Consider the following 16493-nt stretch of genomic DNA (forward strand, 5'->3'; position numbering starts at 1 on the left):
AAGCCCCCTCCCACACTTGAATGTATTTACAATTCAAAATGTGGGAAGGGGCTTGCCCCCGATTAGGCCCGTCAGGGCACCATCAAACCTCAGGCCAGAACGCCCGAATCCCAGCCACCCCTTGCGCCCCGGCTTCCCACGCCTGCTCCCGCTGCGCAGGCCCAACCCCGCCCAGCAGGAATACCGGCTTGCTGAACCCGGTGATCAACTGCGCCGCCTGCTCCCAACCCAACGGCTGCGCATCCGGATGGGTCTGGGTCGGCTGCACCGGCGACAGGGTGACAAAGTCCACGTCCATCATCTCTGCCAGCGCCAGCTCTTCAGCATTGTGGCAAGAAGCCGCCAACCAACGGTCCTTCGGCAGCGGGCGGCCCTTGCTCGCGTATTTGCGCAATTGCGCCGAGGTCATGTGCCAGCCAGCAGCAGGGAAATCCCCCAGCCACTCGAAGGGCCCCTTGAGCATCAATTGCGCCTTGCCGGCACACAGGCCAACCGCATCCACCGCCAGATCACGGTATTTAGGGTCGTAGCCGTTGGGCGCACGCAGTTGAACCAGCTTGATACCCCCTGCAATGGCCTTCTGGATGCCGCGCAACAGCGTGGGGGTTTCCAGCTCGCCCGGGGTGATCAGGTACTCGGCGGGCAAGCGCGCAGCGGCAACAATCGGCGCATTTGCCGCCGGGAACGCATAGTTGACCAAGTCCCGTTGCGTCACCCATTCCAACGGCTGCCCTTCGGCACCATGGGGTTCGCCGGTAAAGGCCGAGACTTCCCAGACGTCCAGCAATACCTGCTTGTCCGGGTAATCATGCCGCACCTTGATCAACGGCCGCGCCGTAGTGACCTGGATACCCAGCTCTTCCTGCAGTTCTCGTGACAAGGCCGTGGCGACCGACTCATCGGCCTCCACCTTGCCGCCGGGAAACTCCCAGAGCCCGCCCTGATGCTGGGTGTCGGCACGGCGCGCCAGCAGGATCCTGCCATCGACACCGCGGATCACCGCTGCTGCTACATGCACTCGTTTCACCACCAGTTTCCTCTTGGTATCAGGTACGGTATTCCGCATTGATCTTCACGTACTCGTGGGACAGGTCGGTGGTCCAGATGGTTTCGCTGCACGCGCCGCGCCCCAATTCGATGCGGATGGTGATTTCTTCCTGCTGCATCACCGCCGAGCCCTGGGCTTCGGTGTAGGTTTCGGCGCGAGCACCGCGGCTGGCGATGCACACGTCGCCGAGGAACACGTCGATCTTGCTCACGTCCAGGTCCGGCACGCCGGCACGACCGACAGCCGCCAGGATACGGCCCCAGTTCGGATCCGAGGCAAACAGCGCGGTCTTGATCAGCGGCGAGTGCGCCACGGTGTAGCCCACGTCCAGGCATTCCTGATGGTTGCCGCCGCCATTGACTTCAACCGTCACGAACTTGGTCGCGCCCTCGCCGTCGCGCACGATGGCCTGGGCCACGTCCATGCACACTTCAAACACCGCCTGCTTCAACGCCGCGAACAGCGGGCCGCTGGCTTGCGTGATGGGTGGCAGGTCGGCCTGACCGGTAGCAATCAGCATGCAGCAGTCGTTGGTCGAGGTGTCGCCATCAATGGTGATGCGGTTGAACGACTTGTTGGCCGCGTCCAGGATCAGGCTCTGCAGCACGTCGCGGGAGACTTTGGCATCGGTGGCGATATAGCCGAGCATGGTGGCCATGTTCGGGCGGATCATGCCCGCGCCCTTGCTGATGCCGGTCACAGTGACCGTCACGCCGTCGTGCACAAACTGACGGCTTGCGCCTTTTGGCAAGGTGTCGGTGGTCATGATGCCAGTGGCCGCAGCCGCCCAGTTATCTACAGACAGGTCATCCAGCGCGGCTTGCAGGGCGCCTTCGATTTTTTCCACAGGCAGCGGTTCACCGATCACGCCGGTTGAGTACGGCAGCACTTGGCTGGCGTCCACGCCGGTCAGTTGGGCCAGCTTGGCGCAGGTGCGCGCCGCGGCCACCAGGCCAGGCTCGCCGGTGCCGGCGTTGGCATTGCCGGTGTTGGTGAGCAGGTAACGGATCGTGCCGGCCACGCGCTGCTTGGCCAGGATCACCGGCGCGGCGCAGAAGGCATTGAGGGTGAACACACCGGCGACGGTCGAGCCTTCGGCACAGCGCATCACTACCACATCCTTGCGCCCCGGGCGCTTGATGCCGGCCGAGGCGATACCGAGCTCAAAACCGGCAACCGGGTGCAATGTGGGCAAAGGACCAAGACCAACAGCCATGAATGCGCTCCTCAAAAATAGGTGATGTCTGTGCCGTCGCGATCGACGGTGGGAATTAATGGCAAAACGCCGCGACGGCTAGTGCCGGTCGCGGCGCGGGGTGTTGCAGCGTCAGGGGAAAATCTTAGTTGATTTCGCCATGGCAGTGTTTGAACTTCTTGCCCGAACCGCACCAGCACAGTTCGTTGCGGCCCAGCTTCTGATCGTTGCGCACCGGGGTTTGCGCAAGGGCCACATCGACCTCTTCGCCCAATGCCTCAGGCGCTTCCAGGCCCGGTGCTTCGTCATGCTGGAACTGCATGCGTGCAGCCAGTGCCTCGGCTTCCTGGCGCAGGCGTGCCTCTTCCTCGACCGGGTCTTCGCGACGCACCTGAACGTGGGACAGCACGCGGATCGAATCGCGCTTGATCGAATCCAGCAGCTCGGAGAACAAGGTGAACGACTCGCGCTTGTACTCCTGCTTCGGGTTCTTCTGGGCATAGCCACGCAGGTGGATGCCGTGACGCAGGTGGTCCATGGTCGACAGGTGGTCTTTCCACAGGTCGTCCAGCACGCGCAGTACGATTTGCTTCTCGAAGGTGCGCAGTGCTTCGGCACTCGCCTGCTCTTCTTTTTCGTTGTACGCGGCCAGCAGCTCGGCCATCAGTTTTTCGCGCAGGGTTTCTTCGTACAGGTGATCGTCTTCGTCCAGCCATTGCTGGACCGGCAGATCAACCCCGAAGTCGCTCTTCAGCGCGGCTTCCAGGCCGGCGACATCCCACTGCTCAGGCAGGGACTGTGGCGGGATGTGGGCGCTGACGGTGGCGTTGAGCACGTCCTGACGGAAATCGGCGATGGTCTCGCCAATATTGTCGGCGGCCAGCAACGTGTTACGCATGTGATAGATCACTTTACGCTGTTCGTTGTTGACGTCATCGAACTCGAGCAATTGCTTACGAATGTCGAAGTTACGGCCTTCGACCTTGCGCTGGGCCTTCTCGATGGCGTTGGTCACCATGCGGTGCTCGATCGCTTCACCGGACTGCATGCCCAGGGCCTTCATGAAATTCTTCACGCGGTCCGAGGCGAAGATGCGCATCAGGCTGTCTTCCAGCGACAGGTAGAAACGGCTGGAACCGGCGTCACCCTGGCGACCGGCACGGCCACGCAGCTGGTTGTCGATACGACGCGATTCGTGGCGCTCGGACGCGATTACCTGCAAGCCACCGGATTCGAGCACGGCCTGGTGGCGTTTCTGCCAGTCAGCCTTGATCTGGGCGATCTGCTCTGGGGTCGGGTTATCGAGGGAGGCCACTTCCACTTCCCAGTTACCGCCCAACAGGATGTCGGTACCACGACCGGCCATGTTGGTGGCGATGGTCAGCGCGCCTGGGCGACCGGCCTGAGCGATGATCTCGGCTTCTTTCTCGTGGAACTTGGCGTTAAGGACCTTGTGCTCGATACCTTCCTTGTTCAGCAGGTTGGACACGTGCTCGGACGTCTCGATGGTGGCGGTGCCCACCAGGATCGGACGGCCCTTGGCCATGCCATCCTTGATGTCATTGATGATTGCCGCGTATTTCTCTTCGGCGGTCAGGAACACGAGGTCGTTGTAGTCTTTACGGGCCAGCGGCTTGTTCGGCGGGATGACCACCACCGACAGACCGTAGATCTGATGGAATTCGAACGCTTCGGTGTCGGCCGTACCGGTCATGCCGGACAGTTTGTTGTACAGACGGAAGTAGTTCTGGAAAGTAGTGGACGCCAACGTCTGGCTTTCAGCCTGGATGTTGAGGTGTTCCTTGGCTTCGATGGCCTGGTGCAGGCCTTCGGACAGGCGACGCCCCGGCATGGTACGGCCGGTGTGTTCGTCGACCAGCACGACCTGGCCGTCCTGGACGATGTATTCGACGTTGCGATGGAACAGCTTGTGGGCGCGCAGGCCGGCATACACGTGGGTCAACAGGCCCAGGTTGTGCGCCGAGTACAGGCTTTCACCTTCGGCCAGCTCGCCGATCTGGGTCAGCATCTCTTCGACGAACTGGTGACCGGCTTCGTTGAGTTCGACCTGGCGGGTCTTCTCGTCGATGGTGAAGTGGCCTTCTTTGGTCACCACACCTTCGACTTCCTCGATGTGCTGCTCCAGGCGCGGGATCAACTTGTTGATCTCGGTGTACAGGCGCGAGCTGTCTTCGGCCTGGCCGGAGATGATCAGCGGGGTACGGGCTTCGTCGATGAGGATGGAGTCGACTTCGTCGATCACGGCAAAGTTGAGTTCGCGCTGGAATTTTTCTTCCATGCTGAACGCCATGTTGTCGCGCAGGTAGTCGAAACCGAATTCGTTGTTGGTGCCGTAGGTAATGTCGGCGGCATAGGCGGCGCGCTTCTCTTCCGGCGGCTGGAACGGCGTTACCACGCCGACGGTCAGGCCGAGGAATTCATACAGCGGGCGCATCCAGTTGGCGTCCCGGCGAGCCAGGTAGTCGTTCACCGTCACAACGTGCACGCCCTTGCCGGACAGCGCGTTGAGGTAGACACCCAGGGTGGCTACCAGGGTCTTGCCTTCACCGGTACGCATTTCGGCAATCATGCCTTCATGCAAGGTCATGCCGCCAATCAACTGCACGTCGAAGTGGCGCATGCCCATCACACGCTTGCCGGCTTCACGGGCGACCGCGAAGGCTTCGGGGAGCAGCTTGTCGAGGGTTTCACCTTTGGCTATGCGGGCCTTGAACTCTTCGGTCTTGGCGCGCAATTGCTCGTCCGACAGGGCAACCATCTGCTCTTCGAAGGCATTGACCAGCTGCACCGTCTTGAGCATGCGTTTGACTTCGCGCTCATTCTTGCTTCCAAAAAGTTTCTTTAACAAAGGCGCAAACATATCGGCAGGTTCTTCCACACATAGGGATGGAGGGCGCACCGTCAGTGGCCCGAGCAGCCCTCACGGCCGCATGCGAACGCGCATTCTACCCTGAATCGTGGGTGAGGAAAGTGGCGTTATTCCCCGATGCTGGCATGGGCCTGTGAGAGGGCTTGTTTAAAATAAGGGCTTTTGCTGGAACTTCAACCCATGAAGTGAAGAAGTTACCTATTGATTTCATGGGAAAAGCCCGGCAGATGCATGGCTTCGGGCCGTACCGGCGCTTTCTGTTAAGATGAGCGCTCTGTTACTTAAGGTGTCCAGACATGGCATTTCGCCCTCTTACAGCCCGCGCTCCCGGCGTGTTGCTCCGCGAAGCCAAGCCGTTGAAAGCCATCTTCGGCCAGGCGCAACGCTTGGGTCATTTGCAACGCCTGCTTGAAAGCCAACTGCAACCAGCCGCCCGTGAACACTGCCACGTGGCGTCCTGGCGAGAAGGCAACCTGCTGTTAATTGTGACCGACGGCCATTGGGCGACCCGTTTGCGCTACCAGCAAAAACGCTTGCAGCGGCAATTGATGGTATTCGATGAATTCGCCGGTTTGACGCGCATACAATTCAAGGTACAGCCGCCCGCCGTGCCGCAGCGCACGGTGGGACACACGCTGGACCTGTCGGTAAATGCGGCCGAAACCCTGCAGGCAACGGCCGAAGGGATCAGCGACCCGGGCCTGCGCGCAGCCCTGGAACGGCTGGCCGCCCACGCCCGGCCCAAGCCCTGAATCGCTATTTGCGTTTGCTGCCGCCCAACAGCGAGCCCAGCAAGCCACGCACCAACTGGCGCCCCATCTGATTGGCGGCCTGCTGCATCGCTGACTTCAACGCCTTGCCGGCGGTGGTGCCGAGGAATGCACCGGCCTTGTCGGTAAAGCTCGGTTCTTCGGTCGATGCAGTCTCGCCAGTAGGCCCAAGTTCCTTGCGCGCCATCAGCACCTCATAGGCCGACTCACGATCAACCGGCTTGTCATAGCGCCCCAGCAGCGGTGAACTGGCGACCAAGGCCGCACGTTCGGCTTCGCTGAGCGGCCCGATCCGCGATTGCGGGGGGGCAACCAACACACGCTGGACGACTTCTGGCGTGCCTTTTTCCTGCAAGGTGCCCACCAACGCCTCACCGGTGCCCAACTCTGTCAGCACCGACAAGCTATCGAACGCCGGGCTGGGCCGAAAACCATCCGCCACCGCCCGCAGGGATTTCTGTTCTTTTGCGGTAAAGGCGCGCAAGCCGTGCTGGATACGCAGGCCCAGCTGCGCCAGCACCGTATCAGGCAGGTCGCCCGGCGATTGGGTGACAAAGTACACGCCGACACCTTTGGAGCGGATCAAGCGCACCACTTGCTCCAGGCGCTCCTGCAAGGCTCTAGGCGTATCGGCGAACAACAAATGGGCCTCGTCGAAAAACAGCGCCAACAGCGGCTTTTCGGCATCGCCGCGCTCCGGCAACTGTTCGAACAACTCCGCCAGCAGCCACAACAGGAAGGTCGCGTACACCTTGGGCGCTTCATGCACCAGGCGGCTGGCGTCCAACAGGTGGATGCGCCCACGGCCATCGCTGGCGGGCTGCAGAATATCTTCGAGTTGCAGGGCCGGCTCGCCAAACAGGGCTTCAGCGCCTTGCTGCTCCAATACCGCCAGGCGCCGCAACAGCGCCTGGCTGGAACCCGTGGTCATCAACGCCGCGTCTTCGCCCAGCAGTTCCGGGTGGTAACGCAGGTGGTTAAGGAGCGCCTTGAGGTCCTTGAGGTCCAGCAGCAACAGGCCTTCGCGGTCCGCCACCTTGAAGGCCGCGTAGAGCGCCGATTGCTGGCTGTCGGTGAGTTCCAGCAGGCTGCCAAGCAATAACGGGCCCATTTCGCTGATGGTGGTACGCAGCGGATGACCGGACTGGCCATGGATATCCCACAGGGTAACGGGGTACGCCTGGGCCTTGTAGCCAAGGAATGGCATGCCGGCAATCCGCTCGGCGACTTTGCCCTGCGGATTGGCAGCGGCGCCCAGGCCGCAAAGGTCGCCCTTGATGTCGGCGGCGAACACCGTCACACCCGCATCACTGAAGGCTTCGGCCAGGCGCTGCAAGGTGACGGTCTTGCCGGTGCCCGTGGCGCCGGCGATCAACCCATGACGGTTGGCCAGGCGCATGGACTGGGCGATGGGCTGGCCGTCTGGGCCGGCACCGATAAGCAGTTGTGTGGAGTCAGGCATTTCGTCACCTATGGTTAATCTTTAGTGCCGCAAGGTCGATATAGACAGATGTAAGCCCGACAAAGACTAAAAAATGGTCAGATAATTCCGATATGGACCAACGGAGCTATCACCAGAAATACCACACCTTTTTTGACGCTGCCATTTTGCGCCTCCCGTCCAGGACGCGCCTCGGATATTAAGACCTTAGCGGACCCTACAAGCCATGAATAAAAATCTGCGCTTCAGCCACAAAATCCTGCTTGCAGCCTCCCTTATCGTCATCGCCGCCTTCGCGTTGTTCACCCTCTATAACGACTACCTGCAACGCAATGCGATTCGCGACGACCTCAATAACTACCTGCATGAAATGGGCGACGTCACCGCCGGCAATATCCAGACCTGGCTCACCGGGCGTATCGCGCTGGTGGAAAACGCAGCACAAAATATTGCCATCAACCCTGAGCCCTCCGTGGTCGCCAGCCTGCTGGAACAGAAAGCGTTGACCTCTTCATTCATGGCAACCTACGTCGGCGACAGCCAGGGCACTTTCACCATCCGCCCTGATACAAAGATGCCCGACGGCTTCGATCCGCGCGTTCGCCCCTGGTACAAGGGCGCCCAGGCCAGCAACGGCTCAACCCTGACCGAACCCTATATCGACGCGGCCACCGGTCAACTGATCATCTCGGTTGCCACTCCCAGCGCCAAGGCCGGGCAGAGCATCGGCGTGGTAGGCGGCGACCTCAGCCTGCAAACCCTGGTGGATAACATTGGTGCGCTGGACTTCGGCGGCATGGGTTATGCCTTCCTGGTCAGCGCCGATGGCAAGGTGCTGGTGCACCCGGACAAAACCCTGGTGATGAAGACCCTGGCTGACGTGTACCCAAAGGACACGCCGAAGATCAGCGGCGACTTCAGTGAAGTACAAGCCAACGGCAAAACCAACATCGTGACCTTCACCCCGATCAAGGGCCTGCCATCGGTGAACTGGTACCTGGGTGTGTCGGTGGATAAAGCCAAGTCGTTCGCCATGCTCAGTGAATTTCGCACCTCGGCCGTGATCGCCACGATCATTGCGGTGGTGATCATCATCGCCCTGCTGGGCATGTTGATCCGTGTCTTGCTGCAACCGCTGCACCTGATGACCCGCGCCATGCAAGACATCGCCGACGGCGAAGGCGACCTGACCCGCCGCCTGGTCATCCAGAACAACGACGAGTTCGGCACCCTGGGCACTGCCTTCAACCGTTTCGTCGAGCGCATCCACACCTCGATTCGCGAAGTCTCGTCAGCCACCGAGCAGGTCAATGAAGTGGCGCTGCGCGTGGTCAGCGCCTCCAACTCGTCGATGGTCAACTCCGACGAACAGGCCAACCGCACCAACAGCGTTGCCGCCGCCATCAATCAACTGGGGGCAGCTGCCCAGGAGATCGCCCGCAACGCCGCCCAAGCCTCCAACCAGGCCAGCGATGCGCGCCACTTGGCCGAAGACGGCCAGCAGGTGGTTGAACGCAATATCAAGGCGATGACGCAGCTGTCGAGCATGATCAGCGCCTCGAGCAGCAATATCGAGGCACTTAATAGCAAAACCGTGAATATCGGCCAGATTCTTGAAGTGATCACTAGCATTTCCCAGCAAACCAACCTGCTGGCGCTCAACGCGGCCATCGAAGCGGCACGCGCCGGAGAAGCCGGACGCGGCTTTGCAGTAGTGGCCGATGAAGTGCGCAACCTGGCCCACCGCACCCAGGAATCGGCGCAACAGGTGCAGAAGATGATCGAGGAACTGCAGGTCGGCGCACGAGACTCGGTGAGCACCATGAGTGAAAGCCAACGCCACAGCCTGGACAGCGTGGAAATCGCCAACCTGGCCGGCGAGCGCTTGAACAGCGTGACCCAGCGTATTGGCGAGATCGACGGCATGAACCAGTCGGTCGCCACTGCCACCGAAGAACAGACGTCTGTAGTGGAGTCGATCAATATGGACATCACCGAGATCAACACCCTCAACCAGGAAGGCGTGGAAAACCTGCAATCGACACTGCGCGCCTGCTCGGACCTGGAACGGCAAGCGTCACGCCTGAAGCAATTGGTGGGCAGCTTCCGTATCTAATAGACAGAGGGGCCTGGTGGTACTCAGTCAAAATGTGGGAGGGCGGCGCGACGATTCGACTTGCCCTCGATGGGAGTGGGTCAGCCACAGATGTGCTGACTGACCGGCCCTCACCGGGGCAGGTATCGACACAACTTCGGGTACGCCGCTGGACCCTGTGGGAGGGGGCTTGCCCCCGATGGCGGCCCTGAGGGCCGACCAGAATGTTGGATCAGACCGAGTACATATCCGTTATTTGGGCAACGGCTACTTATGGTTCCGCTTTTACAGCGGGTCACTTTTGGAAAAGAGCCCCAAAAGTAACCAAAAAGGCTCTTGCCCCACCACTCGGCACCTCGCCCAGGCTCGGTGTGCCCGTAATCCGACAGGGATTTGGGGGGCCGCCGCCACGCGCCATCCATGGCGCGGGGCGGCTAAACCGGCATCCCTGCCGGTTTACCCCCCAAATCCCTGTCGAATTCCGGCCAGCGTGGTTTGACGGGGCGCCTGAGATCAAAAGCAGATCAAGATCAAGAGCGGCTCGCTTCGCATCGTGGTTACTGACGGTCACTATGTGAGAGTTGTAGATACCCACGCTCATCAGGGGCAAGCCCCTCCCACATTCGCCAGCATTTCAAACTTGAACATGCAGCACAGCATCAATCCCAATCGAACATCTCTGCGCGTCTCAGGTCCACGTTAATGAGAGCAATGGATCGGAGGGATGTTTATCGTGCATATCGCTGACATAACCATGTTCTACGCCCCGGCGAGTGGCGGCGTACGCACTTATCTCGACGCCAAGCACCGACGCCTGGCGCTCAAGCCTGGGATTCGCCACAGCCTGCTGGTGCCTGGCGCTCACTTGAGCGAGCACGATGGGATCTTCAAGGTGCCGGCTCCTGCCCTGCCCTTTGGCAAGGGCTATCGCTTCCCCCTCCGCTTGGCGCCCTGGCGAAATGTACTGCACGATCTACAGCCCGATCTTATCGAAGTCGGCGACCCCTACCTCACCGCCTGGGCCGCGCTCGATGCCCGGCGCCAGCTGGACGTACCCGTCATCGGCTTTTACCACTCCGACCTGCCGCTGCTGGTAAGCAACCGCATGGGGCCCTGGTTTACGCCCAACGTCGAGGCCTATGTCAGCAAGCTCTACGGGAATTTCGACCGGGTACTGGCCCCCAGCAAGGTGATGGCCGACAAACTTACCGGCCTCGGGGTCAGAAATGTCTTCGTCCAACCGCTGGGGGTGGACCTGCAGACCTTCACCCCAGACGTGCGCGACCCTGGCCTGCGCGCCGAGCTGGGGATTGGCGAAGACACCCGATTGTTGATCTTCGCCGGGCGCGGTTCCAAGGAGAAAAACCTGCCGGTGCTGCTCAATTGCATGAAGCGCCTGGGCGACGGCTACCATTTGCTGCTGGTGGGTTCGGGCATGCCGGCCAACGTGCCGGATAATGTCACCGTAGTCGATGGATTCCGCCCTGCCCAGCATGTCGCCCGGCTGATGGCCAGCGCCGACGCCTTGCTGCATGGCGGCGACCAGGAAACCTTCGGCCTGGTGATCCTGGAAGCCATGGCCTGTGGCATCCCGGTCGTCGCCGTTGCGGCCGGGGCCTTCACTGAAATTATCGACGAGCGCTGTGGCCTGCTGTGTGCGCCCAACAACCCCAAGGCGATGGCTGACGCGGTGCGCGAACTGTTCGGTGCCGACAGCCGACGCCTGGGCGTCCAGGCGCGGCAGCACGTTGAGCAGCATTATGCGTGGGACACCGTAGTCGATAGCCTGCTGGGCCATTATCACGCCGTGCTGGGCACGCACAAACCGATGCTCGCCCATGGCTGAGCGTTCGGTCATGCTGGTGTTGCACGATGTAGCACCGAGCACCTGGGCTGACTATCGGCCGTTTGTCCAGGCCGTGGATGCGCTGGGCAACGTGCCCATCACCTGGCTGGTGGTGCCGGACTTCCATCACCATGACGACCTGGCCGCCCACGCCGACTTTCGCCGCTTGCTCGACAGCCGCGTGGCCAAGGGCGATGAACTGACCTTGCACGGCTACTATCATTGCGACGACCAGCCCAGGCCACGTACACCAAAAGACTGGTTCATGCGGCGCATCTATACCCATGAAGGCGAGTTTTACCAGTTGTCCCAGGCCGAAGCCTTAAAGCGGCTTACTGCCGGCATCGAGATATTCCAGCGCAATGACTGGCCGCTGCACGGGTTTGTCGCCCCCGCCTGGTTGATGAGCGACGGCACCCGCCAGGCATTGCGCCAGTTGCCGCTGAGTTACACCAGCGACCCGCAGCATCTTTATCGACTGCCTGACTTCACGCGCATCGACGCCCCAGGCCTGGTCTGGAGCGCCCGCAGCGCATGGCGCCGCGGCCTGTCCAAAGTCCTCAGCGACCAACGGGAGCAGCGCTGGCAGACCGCCCCGGTGATCCGGTTGGGGCTGCACCCGGTGGACATGCGCCACGAGTTTTCTCGTCGCTCCTGGCTACAAACCCTGCAACGCCTACTCAATGCTGGGCGCACTCCACAGACTAAGGCCGCCTGGCTGGCGACGCAGCCATGAGCCGACTGATCTGGTTATTGCTGGCCCTGCTCATCGCGCTGGTGATTCCCGTTTGGCTGGGCGGCGGCGAAACCCTGTTGCGCCTGCGGCAGTTCCCCTTGCCCCAATTGCTGGGGATGTTTGCCATGATTATCGGCTGCTGGCTGATCAACAGTCTGCGCATCCGTCTGCTGCTCGGCGAGCAGCGCGGCCAGTTGGGGCCGCTCAAAAGCCTTGGCGTGGTGATCTCCACCGAGTTCGCGATGTGCGCTACGCCTGGGGGCAGCGGAGGGCCCCTGACACTGATGGCGCTCCTGGCGCGCAATGGCATACGTCCTGCCCATGGCAGTGCGGTGTTTGCCATGGACCAGTTGAGCGACTTGCTGTTTTTTCTCTGCGCGCTGGCGGGCATTCTCTTGTATGCGCTGTTCCATAGCCTCAACCCACGAATGGAGTGGCTGCTGGGGCTCAGCGCGGTATCGATGGTCGGCGGGATCATCAGCGGCTGGCTGGTCGTGCGTTTTCATCGCCGCCTGATTCGCCTTACGGGCCTGGCGCTCAAGACCCTGAAAGTACGCGCCAGCACGCGCCGACGCTGGGCGCGCAAGTTACTGCGCTTTCTCGCGGCCTTTACCCAAACCCTGAAATTGCCTTGGCACACGCTGTTACGAGTGTTTGCGCTGACCAGCCTGCATTGGTTATTGCGCTACAGCGTGTTGTACCTGGCGCTGCGTGGCCTGGGCGGCGATGTGCAGTGGGCCTGGAGCTTCCTGATCCAGATGCTGGCATTGACGGCGGGGCAATTCAGCCTGTTGCCGGGCGGGGCCGGGGCGGCCGAACTGACCTCGGCGGCACTGTTGGCGCCCATGGTAGGCAAATCCACGGCCGCGGCGGCGATTCTGATCTGGCGGGCGGTGACCTATTACTTCTACCTGCTGGCCGGCGCACCGGTGTTTCTATTAATGGTCGGCAAACCACTGCTCAAACGTCTTTTTCGGGGGGCACGCAAGGCTCGTGCTGCTGCAACTGTTCCCACAATCGGGCAGCCCCGGGGAAATCAGTACCATCCTCGGCATCCAGCGCATCCGGGTCGTAGCGACTCAGACAGCCCTCGCCCAAGGTAGCGGGCGCCCTGGAGGTGGCTTTATCGAGGGGGTCGGTCATGTGGGTGTCCTACAAATAAAAAGGGCCTGGGGAGTTGTACCCCCAGGCCCTTTCTTATTCAACTATTCAACCCAACGGGCTGATCAGAACACCACGGTCTTGTTGCCATGCACCAACACGCGATCTTCCAGGTGATAACGCAGGCCACGGGCCAGCACCATCTTCTCGACGTCACGGCCGAAACGCACCATGTCTTCGATACTGTCGCTGTGGCTGACGCGTACCACGTCCTGTTCGATGATCGGGCCGGCATCCAGCTCTTCAGTGACGTAGTGGCAGGTCGCGCCAATCAACTTCACGCCGCGCAGGGAAGCCTGGTGATAGGGCTTGGCCCCGACAAACGACGGCAGGAAGCTGTGATGAATATTGATCACCTTGCCGGCGTATTCACGGCACAGTTCCGGCGGCAGGATCTGCATGTAGCGCGCCAGCACTACCACGTCTGCGTCGTGCTGCTTGACCAGGCGTGATACCTCGGCGAACGCAGGCTCCTTGTCCTGGGGATTGACCGGCACGTGGTAGTACGGGATGCCATGCCATTCGACCATGCTGCGCAGGTCGTCATGGTTGGAGATCACGCAGGCAATCTCGCAGTCCAGCTCATCGCTGTGCCAACGGTGCAGCAGGTCCGCCAGGCAGTGGGATTCGCGGCTGGCCATCAGCACCACACGCTTCTTCTGCTCCGTGTCGGTGATGTGCCAGGTCATCGAAAACTCTTCGGCGATCGGCGCAAACGCCTCGCGGAAGGCTTCCAGGCCAAAGGGCAGTGTATCGGCACGAATTTCGTGACGCATGAAAAACCAACCGCTGAGATCGTCCGAGTGATGGCTCGCCTCGGTGATCCAACCATTGTGGGAAGCCAGAAAGTTACTGACCTTGGCAACGATGCCAACCCGGTCCGGGCAAGCAATCACCAGCCGAAAAGTGCGCATTAGGGGGAAACTCCAGAACTTCGCAAAGGCCGCTATTCTAGCGATTGCGCAGAAAAACTGCAGTATTCCTGATGCCTTATTCGCGGTGCTGGTCCTGGCAACACCCCTTATTCGCGTAAGGTTTTTACCACCGCTGTTTGACCGTATAAGGCAAACTCGAGCAGTTAACAGGAAATTAACGCGATTATCTTTCTGCCCAGCGCCTATTAATTAACTCGTTTGCATCGCTTTGCCACAAACATTCAATGTAATTCACACAAATACCGTCTTAAATGTTTACTTGGCGAAATTGCCTGACTATTATTGGGCCACTCACCCTGCCAATCAGCGTTCTACATAAGGTAGTCCACATGTCACTGATCAACGAATACCGCGCCACCGAAGAAGCCATCAAAGAGCTGCAAGCTCGTTTGAAGAACCTGTCCCAAGACGACAAGCTGCAAACCGAGCTGGAATTCGAAGGCAAATTGCGCACCCTGATGGGTGAATACTCCAAATCCTTGCGTGACATCATCGCGCTGCTGGATCCAGAGTCGAAAGTTAAAGCACCACGCGGCGCTGTGAAAACTACCGGCACCAAGCGTGCTCGCAAGGTCAAGCAGTACAAAAACCCGCACAACGGTGAAGTGATTGAAACCAAAGGTGGCAACCACAAGACTCTGAAAGAGTGGAAAGCCAAGTGGGGCGGTGATGTGGTTGAAGGTTGGGCTACCCTGCTGGGCTAAGCCTGGTCGGACCTTCGCCCGATACGCAACACATTAAAAACGCCAGCTTGCTGGCGTTTTTTATTGTCAGGATATTCTGTAGTTATCCACCTACAGGTTCAGTCGAGCGGCTAAAGAGTCGGCATAGTCCTGCCATTGCTCGAGTACCCCACACTGAAACGATGTAGCACTAACTGCCAACTCCTCACGCGCCTGCTTAAATGCCAGCAAGGTATTCGGTGCTCCCCACTGCGGATCCGACAAGCGTTGCTGACAGAAAAGTTTCCAGCGCTGTTGCTCCTCATTGTTCAAGGTTTCAGGAAAGTTACGCGCGCGGTAGCGAAATAATAATTCCGGCAAACGATGATCATCGAACGGCCACTGCTGGCGCGCTAACTGCGCGGGCTCTGCCATGCGAACTTGTTCACATAAACGCCGGTCACGGTCGCCAATAAAGCCATCGTAGAGCTGCTGCTCCGGGTCTTGGTTCGCCGCAAAGTCTTCCTCGGCGTAAATGGCCGCCAACTTGTCACGCCAAACTGCTTGTGCGTCAGTTAGCCGCAGCGCCCGTGCCTGAAAAGTATCCATATCCAATTGCAGACGCTCGCGATCTTGCGGGCGCAGCACCTTCAACGGCGCGACCACCGGGCAGCGGTTGATATGCAACAACTTGAGAGGCACCGGCAGTTCACCTTCGGCCAACTCACCACGGCGCATGTAAAGGCGCTCGCGCAGGGTCTCGGCGTCCAGATCCAGCAACCCCTGAGGGTCGAGCCCCAGGTCGCAGACGATCAAGGCATTGCGATTGCGCGGGTGCCAGGCCAGAGGCAACACGACCCCCAGATAATGGCGCTCGGCAGAAAAACGCCCGGAGATATGCACCATTGGTTGCAGCAACCGCACCTGATCCATGACCCGCTGCTTGCTGCGCAGTTGAAACAACCATTCATACAACTTGGGCTGTTTCTCCCGGACCAACCGCGCCAGGGCAATAGTCGCACGCACATCAGATAACGCGTCGTGGGCCTGGCCGTGCTCGATACCGTTGGCTTCGGTCAACCGCTCGAGCTTGAGCGTCACGCGCCCGTCCTGCTCCGGCCAGGTAATGCCCTCGGGCCGCAATGCATAGGCCGTACGCATCACATCGATCAAGTCCCAACGGCTGTTGCCGCCTTGCCATTCCCGCGCATAAGGATCGAAAAAGTTGCGATATAGGCTGTAGCGCGTCATTTCATCGTCAAATCGCAGGGTGTTGTAGCCGGCGCCGCAGGTGCCTGGCGTGGCCAGTTCGGCGTGCACTCGGGTCATGAAGTCGGCTTCGGCAAGGCCTTTTTGCACCAGGACGCCAGGGGTAATCCCGGTGATCGCGCACGCAGCCGGATGGGGCAGGATATCGTCGCTGGGCTGGCAATAAAGGTTGATCGGCGCACCGACCTCGTTGAGGTCCAGGTCAGTGCGGATACCGGCTACCTGGAGCGGGCGATCATTACGCGGGTTGATACCGGTGGTTTCATAGTCGTACCAGAAAATCGAGGTCACGGGCTATTCCTGTGCTGAAGACCGACAAAGTCTAGGCGCTGCAAGGCGCTCGGGGCCAGCGATACCTTTACTGTATAAATATCCAGCAAAACCTTGAAGGGTTGCTTCCACCGTCGACACTGCTAGCATCCGTGTCTCTTAGTCGTAATGCAAA

Annotated in this window: 12 protein-coding genes and 1 pseudogene; 7 read left to right on the forward strand and 6 right to left on the reverse strand. The window is 60.3% G+C overall.

The features are described from left to right. Window positions 1–82: 82 nt before the first annotated feature. From BLU48_RS21465 to secA, 3 genes are all read right to left on the reverse strand, one after another. The gene (locus tag BLU48_RS21465) at window positions 83–1027 is read right to left on the reverse strand and encodes a Nudix family hydrolase (RefSeq protein ID WP_057021791.1); all 945 of its coding nucleotides are present in this window, start codon (window positions 1025–1027) and stop codon (window positions 83–85) included. A 19-nt stretch (window positions 1028–1046) separates the two neighbouring features. After that, complete coding sequence (argJ, locus tag BLU48_RS21470) at window positions 1047–2264, reverse strand: bifunctional glutamate N-acetyltransferase/amino-acid acetyltransferase ArgJ (RefSeq protein ID WP_056847615.1); 1218 nt, start codon at window positions 2262–2264, stop codon at window positions 1047–1049. A 124-nt stretch (window positions 2265–2388) separates the two neighbouring features. Continuing rightward, on the reverse strand, window positions 2389–5124 hold the full coding sequence (gene secA / locus BLU48_RS21475) for a preprotein translocase subunit SecA (RefSeq protein WP_056847614.1): 2736 nt from the start codon (window positions 5122–5124) through the stop codon (window positions 2389–2391). 305 nt (window positions 5125–5429) lie between these two features. Here secA and BLU48_RS21480 point away from each other — a divergent pair, with 305 nt between their 5' ends. Next, entirely contained in the window at window positions 5430–5885 is a 456-nt protein-coding gene (locus BLU48_RS21480; RefSeq protein ID WP_057013736.1) for a DUF721 domain-containing protein, read from the forward strand. Between the two features lie 4 nt (window positions 5886–5889). Here BLU48_RS21480 and BLU48_RS21485 read toward each other — a convergent pair whose 3' ends face one another. After that, entirely contained in the window at window positions 5890–7365 is a 1476-nt protein-coding gene (locus BLU48_RS21485) for a helicase HerA-like domain-containing protein (RefSeq protein ID WP_057021623.1), read from the reverse strand. A gap of 349 nt (window positions 7366–7714) precedes the next feature. On the opposite strand from BLU48_RS21485, the pseudogene BLU48_RS32730 reads away from it, so the two are divergent. The 5 genes and pseudogenes from BLU48_RS32730 to BLU48_RS21505 all read left to right on the forward strand — a co-directional run. Continuing rightward, window positions 7715–8554 (forward strand): annotated as a pseudogene (locus BLU48_RS32730) (HAMP domain-containing protein); the annotation flags it as partial. Between the two features lie 141 nt (window positions 8555–8695). After that, complete coding sequence (locus tag BLU48_RS32735) at window positions 8696–9460, forward strand: methyl-accepting chemotaxis protein (protein WP_370881239.1); 765 nt, start codon at window positions 8696–8698, stop codon at window positions 9458–9460. A 703-nt stretch (window positions 9461–10163) separates the two neighbouring features. After that, window positions 10164–11285: a glycosyltransferase family 4 protein gene (locus BLU48_RS21495; RefSeq protein WP_057021625.1), complete on the forward strand. Its 1122-nt coding sequence runs from the start codon at window positions 10164–10166 to the stop codon at window positions 11283–11285. Continuing rightward, window positions 11278–12021 carry a DUF2334 domain-containing protein gene (locus BLU48_RS21500; protein WP_057021626.1) on the forward strand — a complete coding sequence of 248 codons (744 nt, stop codon included), beginning with the start codon at window positions 11278–11280 and terminating at the stop codon, window positions 12019–12021. The genes BLU48_RS21495 and BLU48_RS21500 overlap by 8 nt, the downstream gene beginning before the upstream one ends. Further along, window positions 12018–13124, forward strand: coding sequence for a lysylphosphatidylglycerol synthase transmembrane domain-containing protein (locus tag BLU48_RS21505; protein WP_057021627.1), 1107 nt, complete (start codon window positions 12018–12020; stop codon window positions 13122–13124). Before BLU48_RS21500 ends, BLU48_RS21505 begins: the two co-directional genes overlap by 4 nt. A gap of 123 nt (window positions 13125–13247) precedes the next feature. On the opposite strand, the gene purU is transcribed toward BLU48_RS21505, so the two are convergent. Continuing rightward, entirely contained in the window at window positions 13248–14096 is an 849-nt protein-coding gene (gene purU, locus BLU48_RS21510) for a formyltetrahydrofolate deformylase (protein WP_019821236.1), read from the reverse strand. A 350-nt stretch (window positions 14097–14446) separates the two neighbouring features. Here purU and mvaT point away from each other — a divergent pair, with 350 nt between their 5' ends. Further along, window positions 14447–14821, forward strand: coding sequence for a histone-like nucleoid-structuring protein MvaT (gene mvaT / locus BLU48_RS21515; protein ID WP_005790963.1), 375 nt, complete (start codon window positions 14447–14449; stop codon window positions 14819–14821). 90 nt (window positions 14822–14911) lie between these two features. On the opposite strand, the gene sbcB is transcribed toward mvaT, so the two are convergent. Further along, window positions 14912–16339: an exodeoxyribonuclease I gene (gene sbcB, locus BLU48_RS21520; protein ID WP_057021628.1), complete on the reverse strand. Its 1428-nt coding sequence runs from the start codon at window positions 16337–16339 to the stop codon at window positions 14912–14914. Window positions 16340–16493 lie beyond the last annotated feature (154 nt).

The organism is Pseudomonas synxantha (assembly GCF_900105675.1).
GTDB lineage: Bacteria > Pseudomonadota > Gammaproteobacteria > Pseudomonadales > Pseudomonadaceae > Aquipseudomonas > Aquipseudomonas synxantha.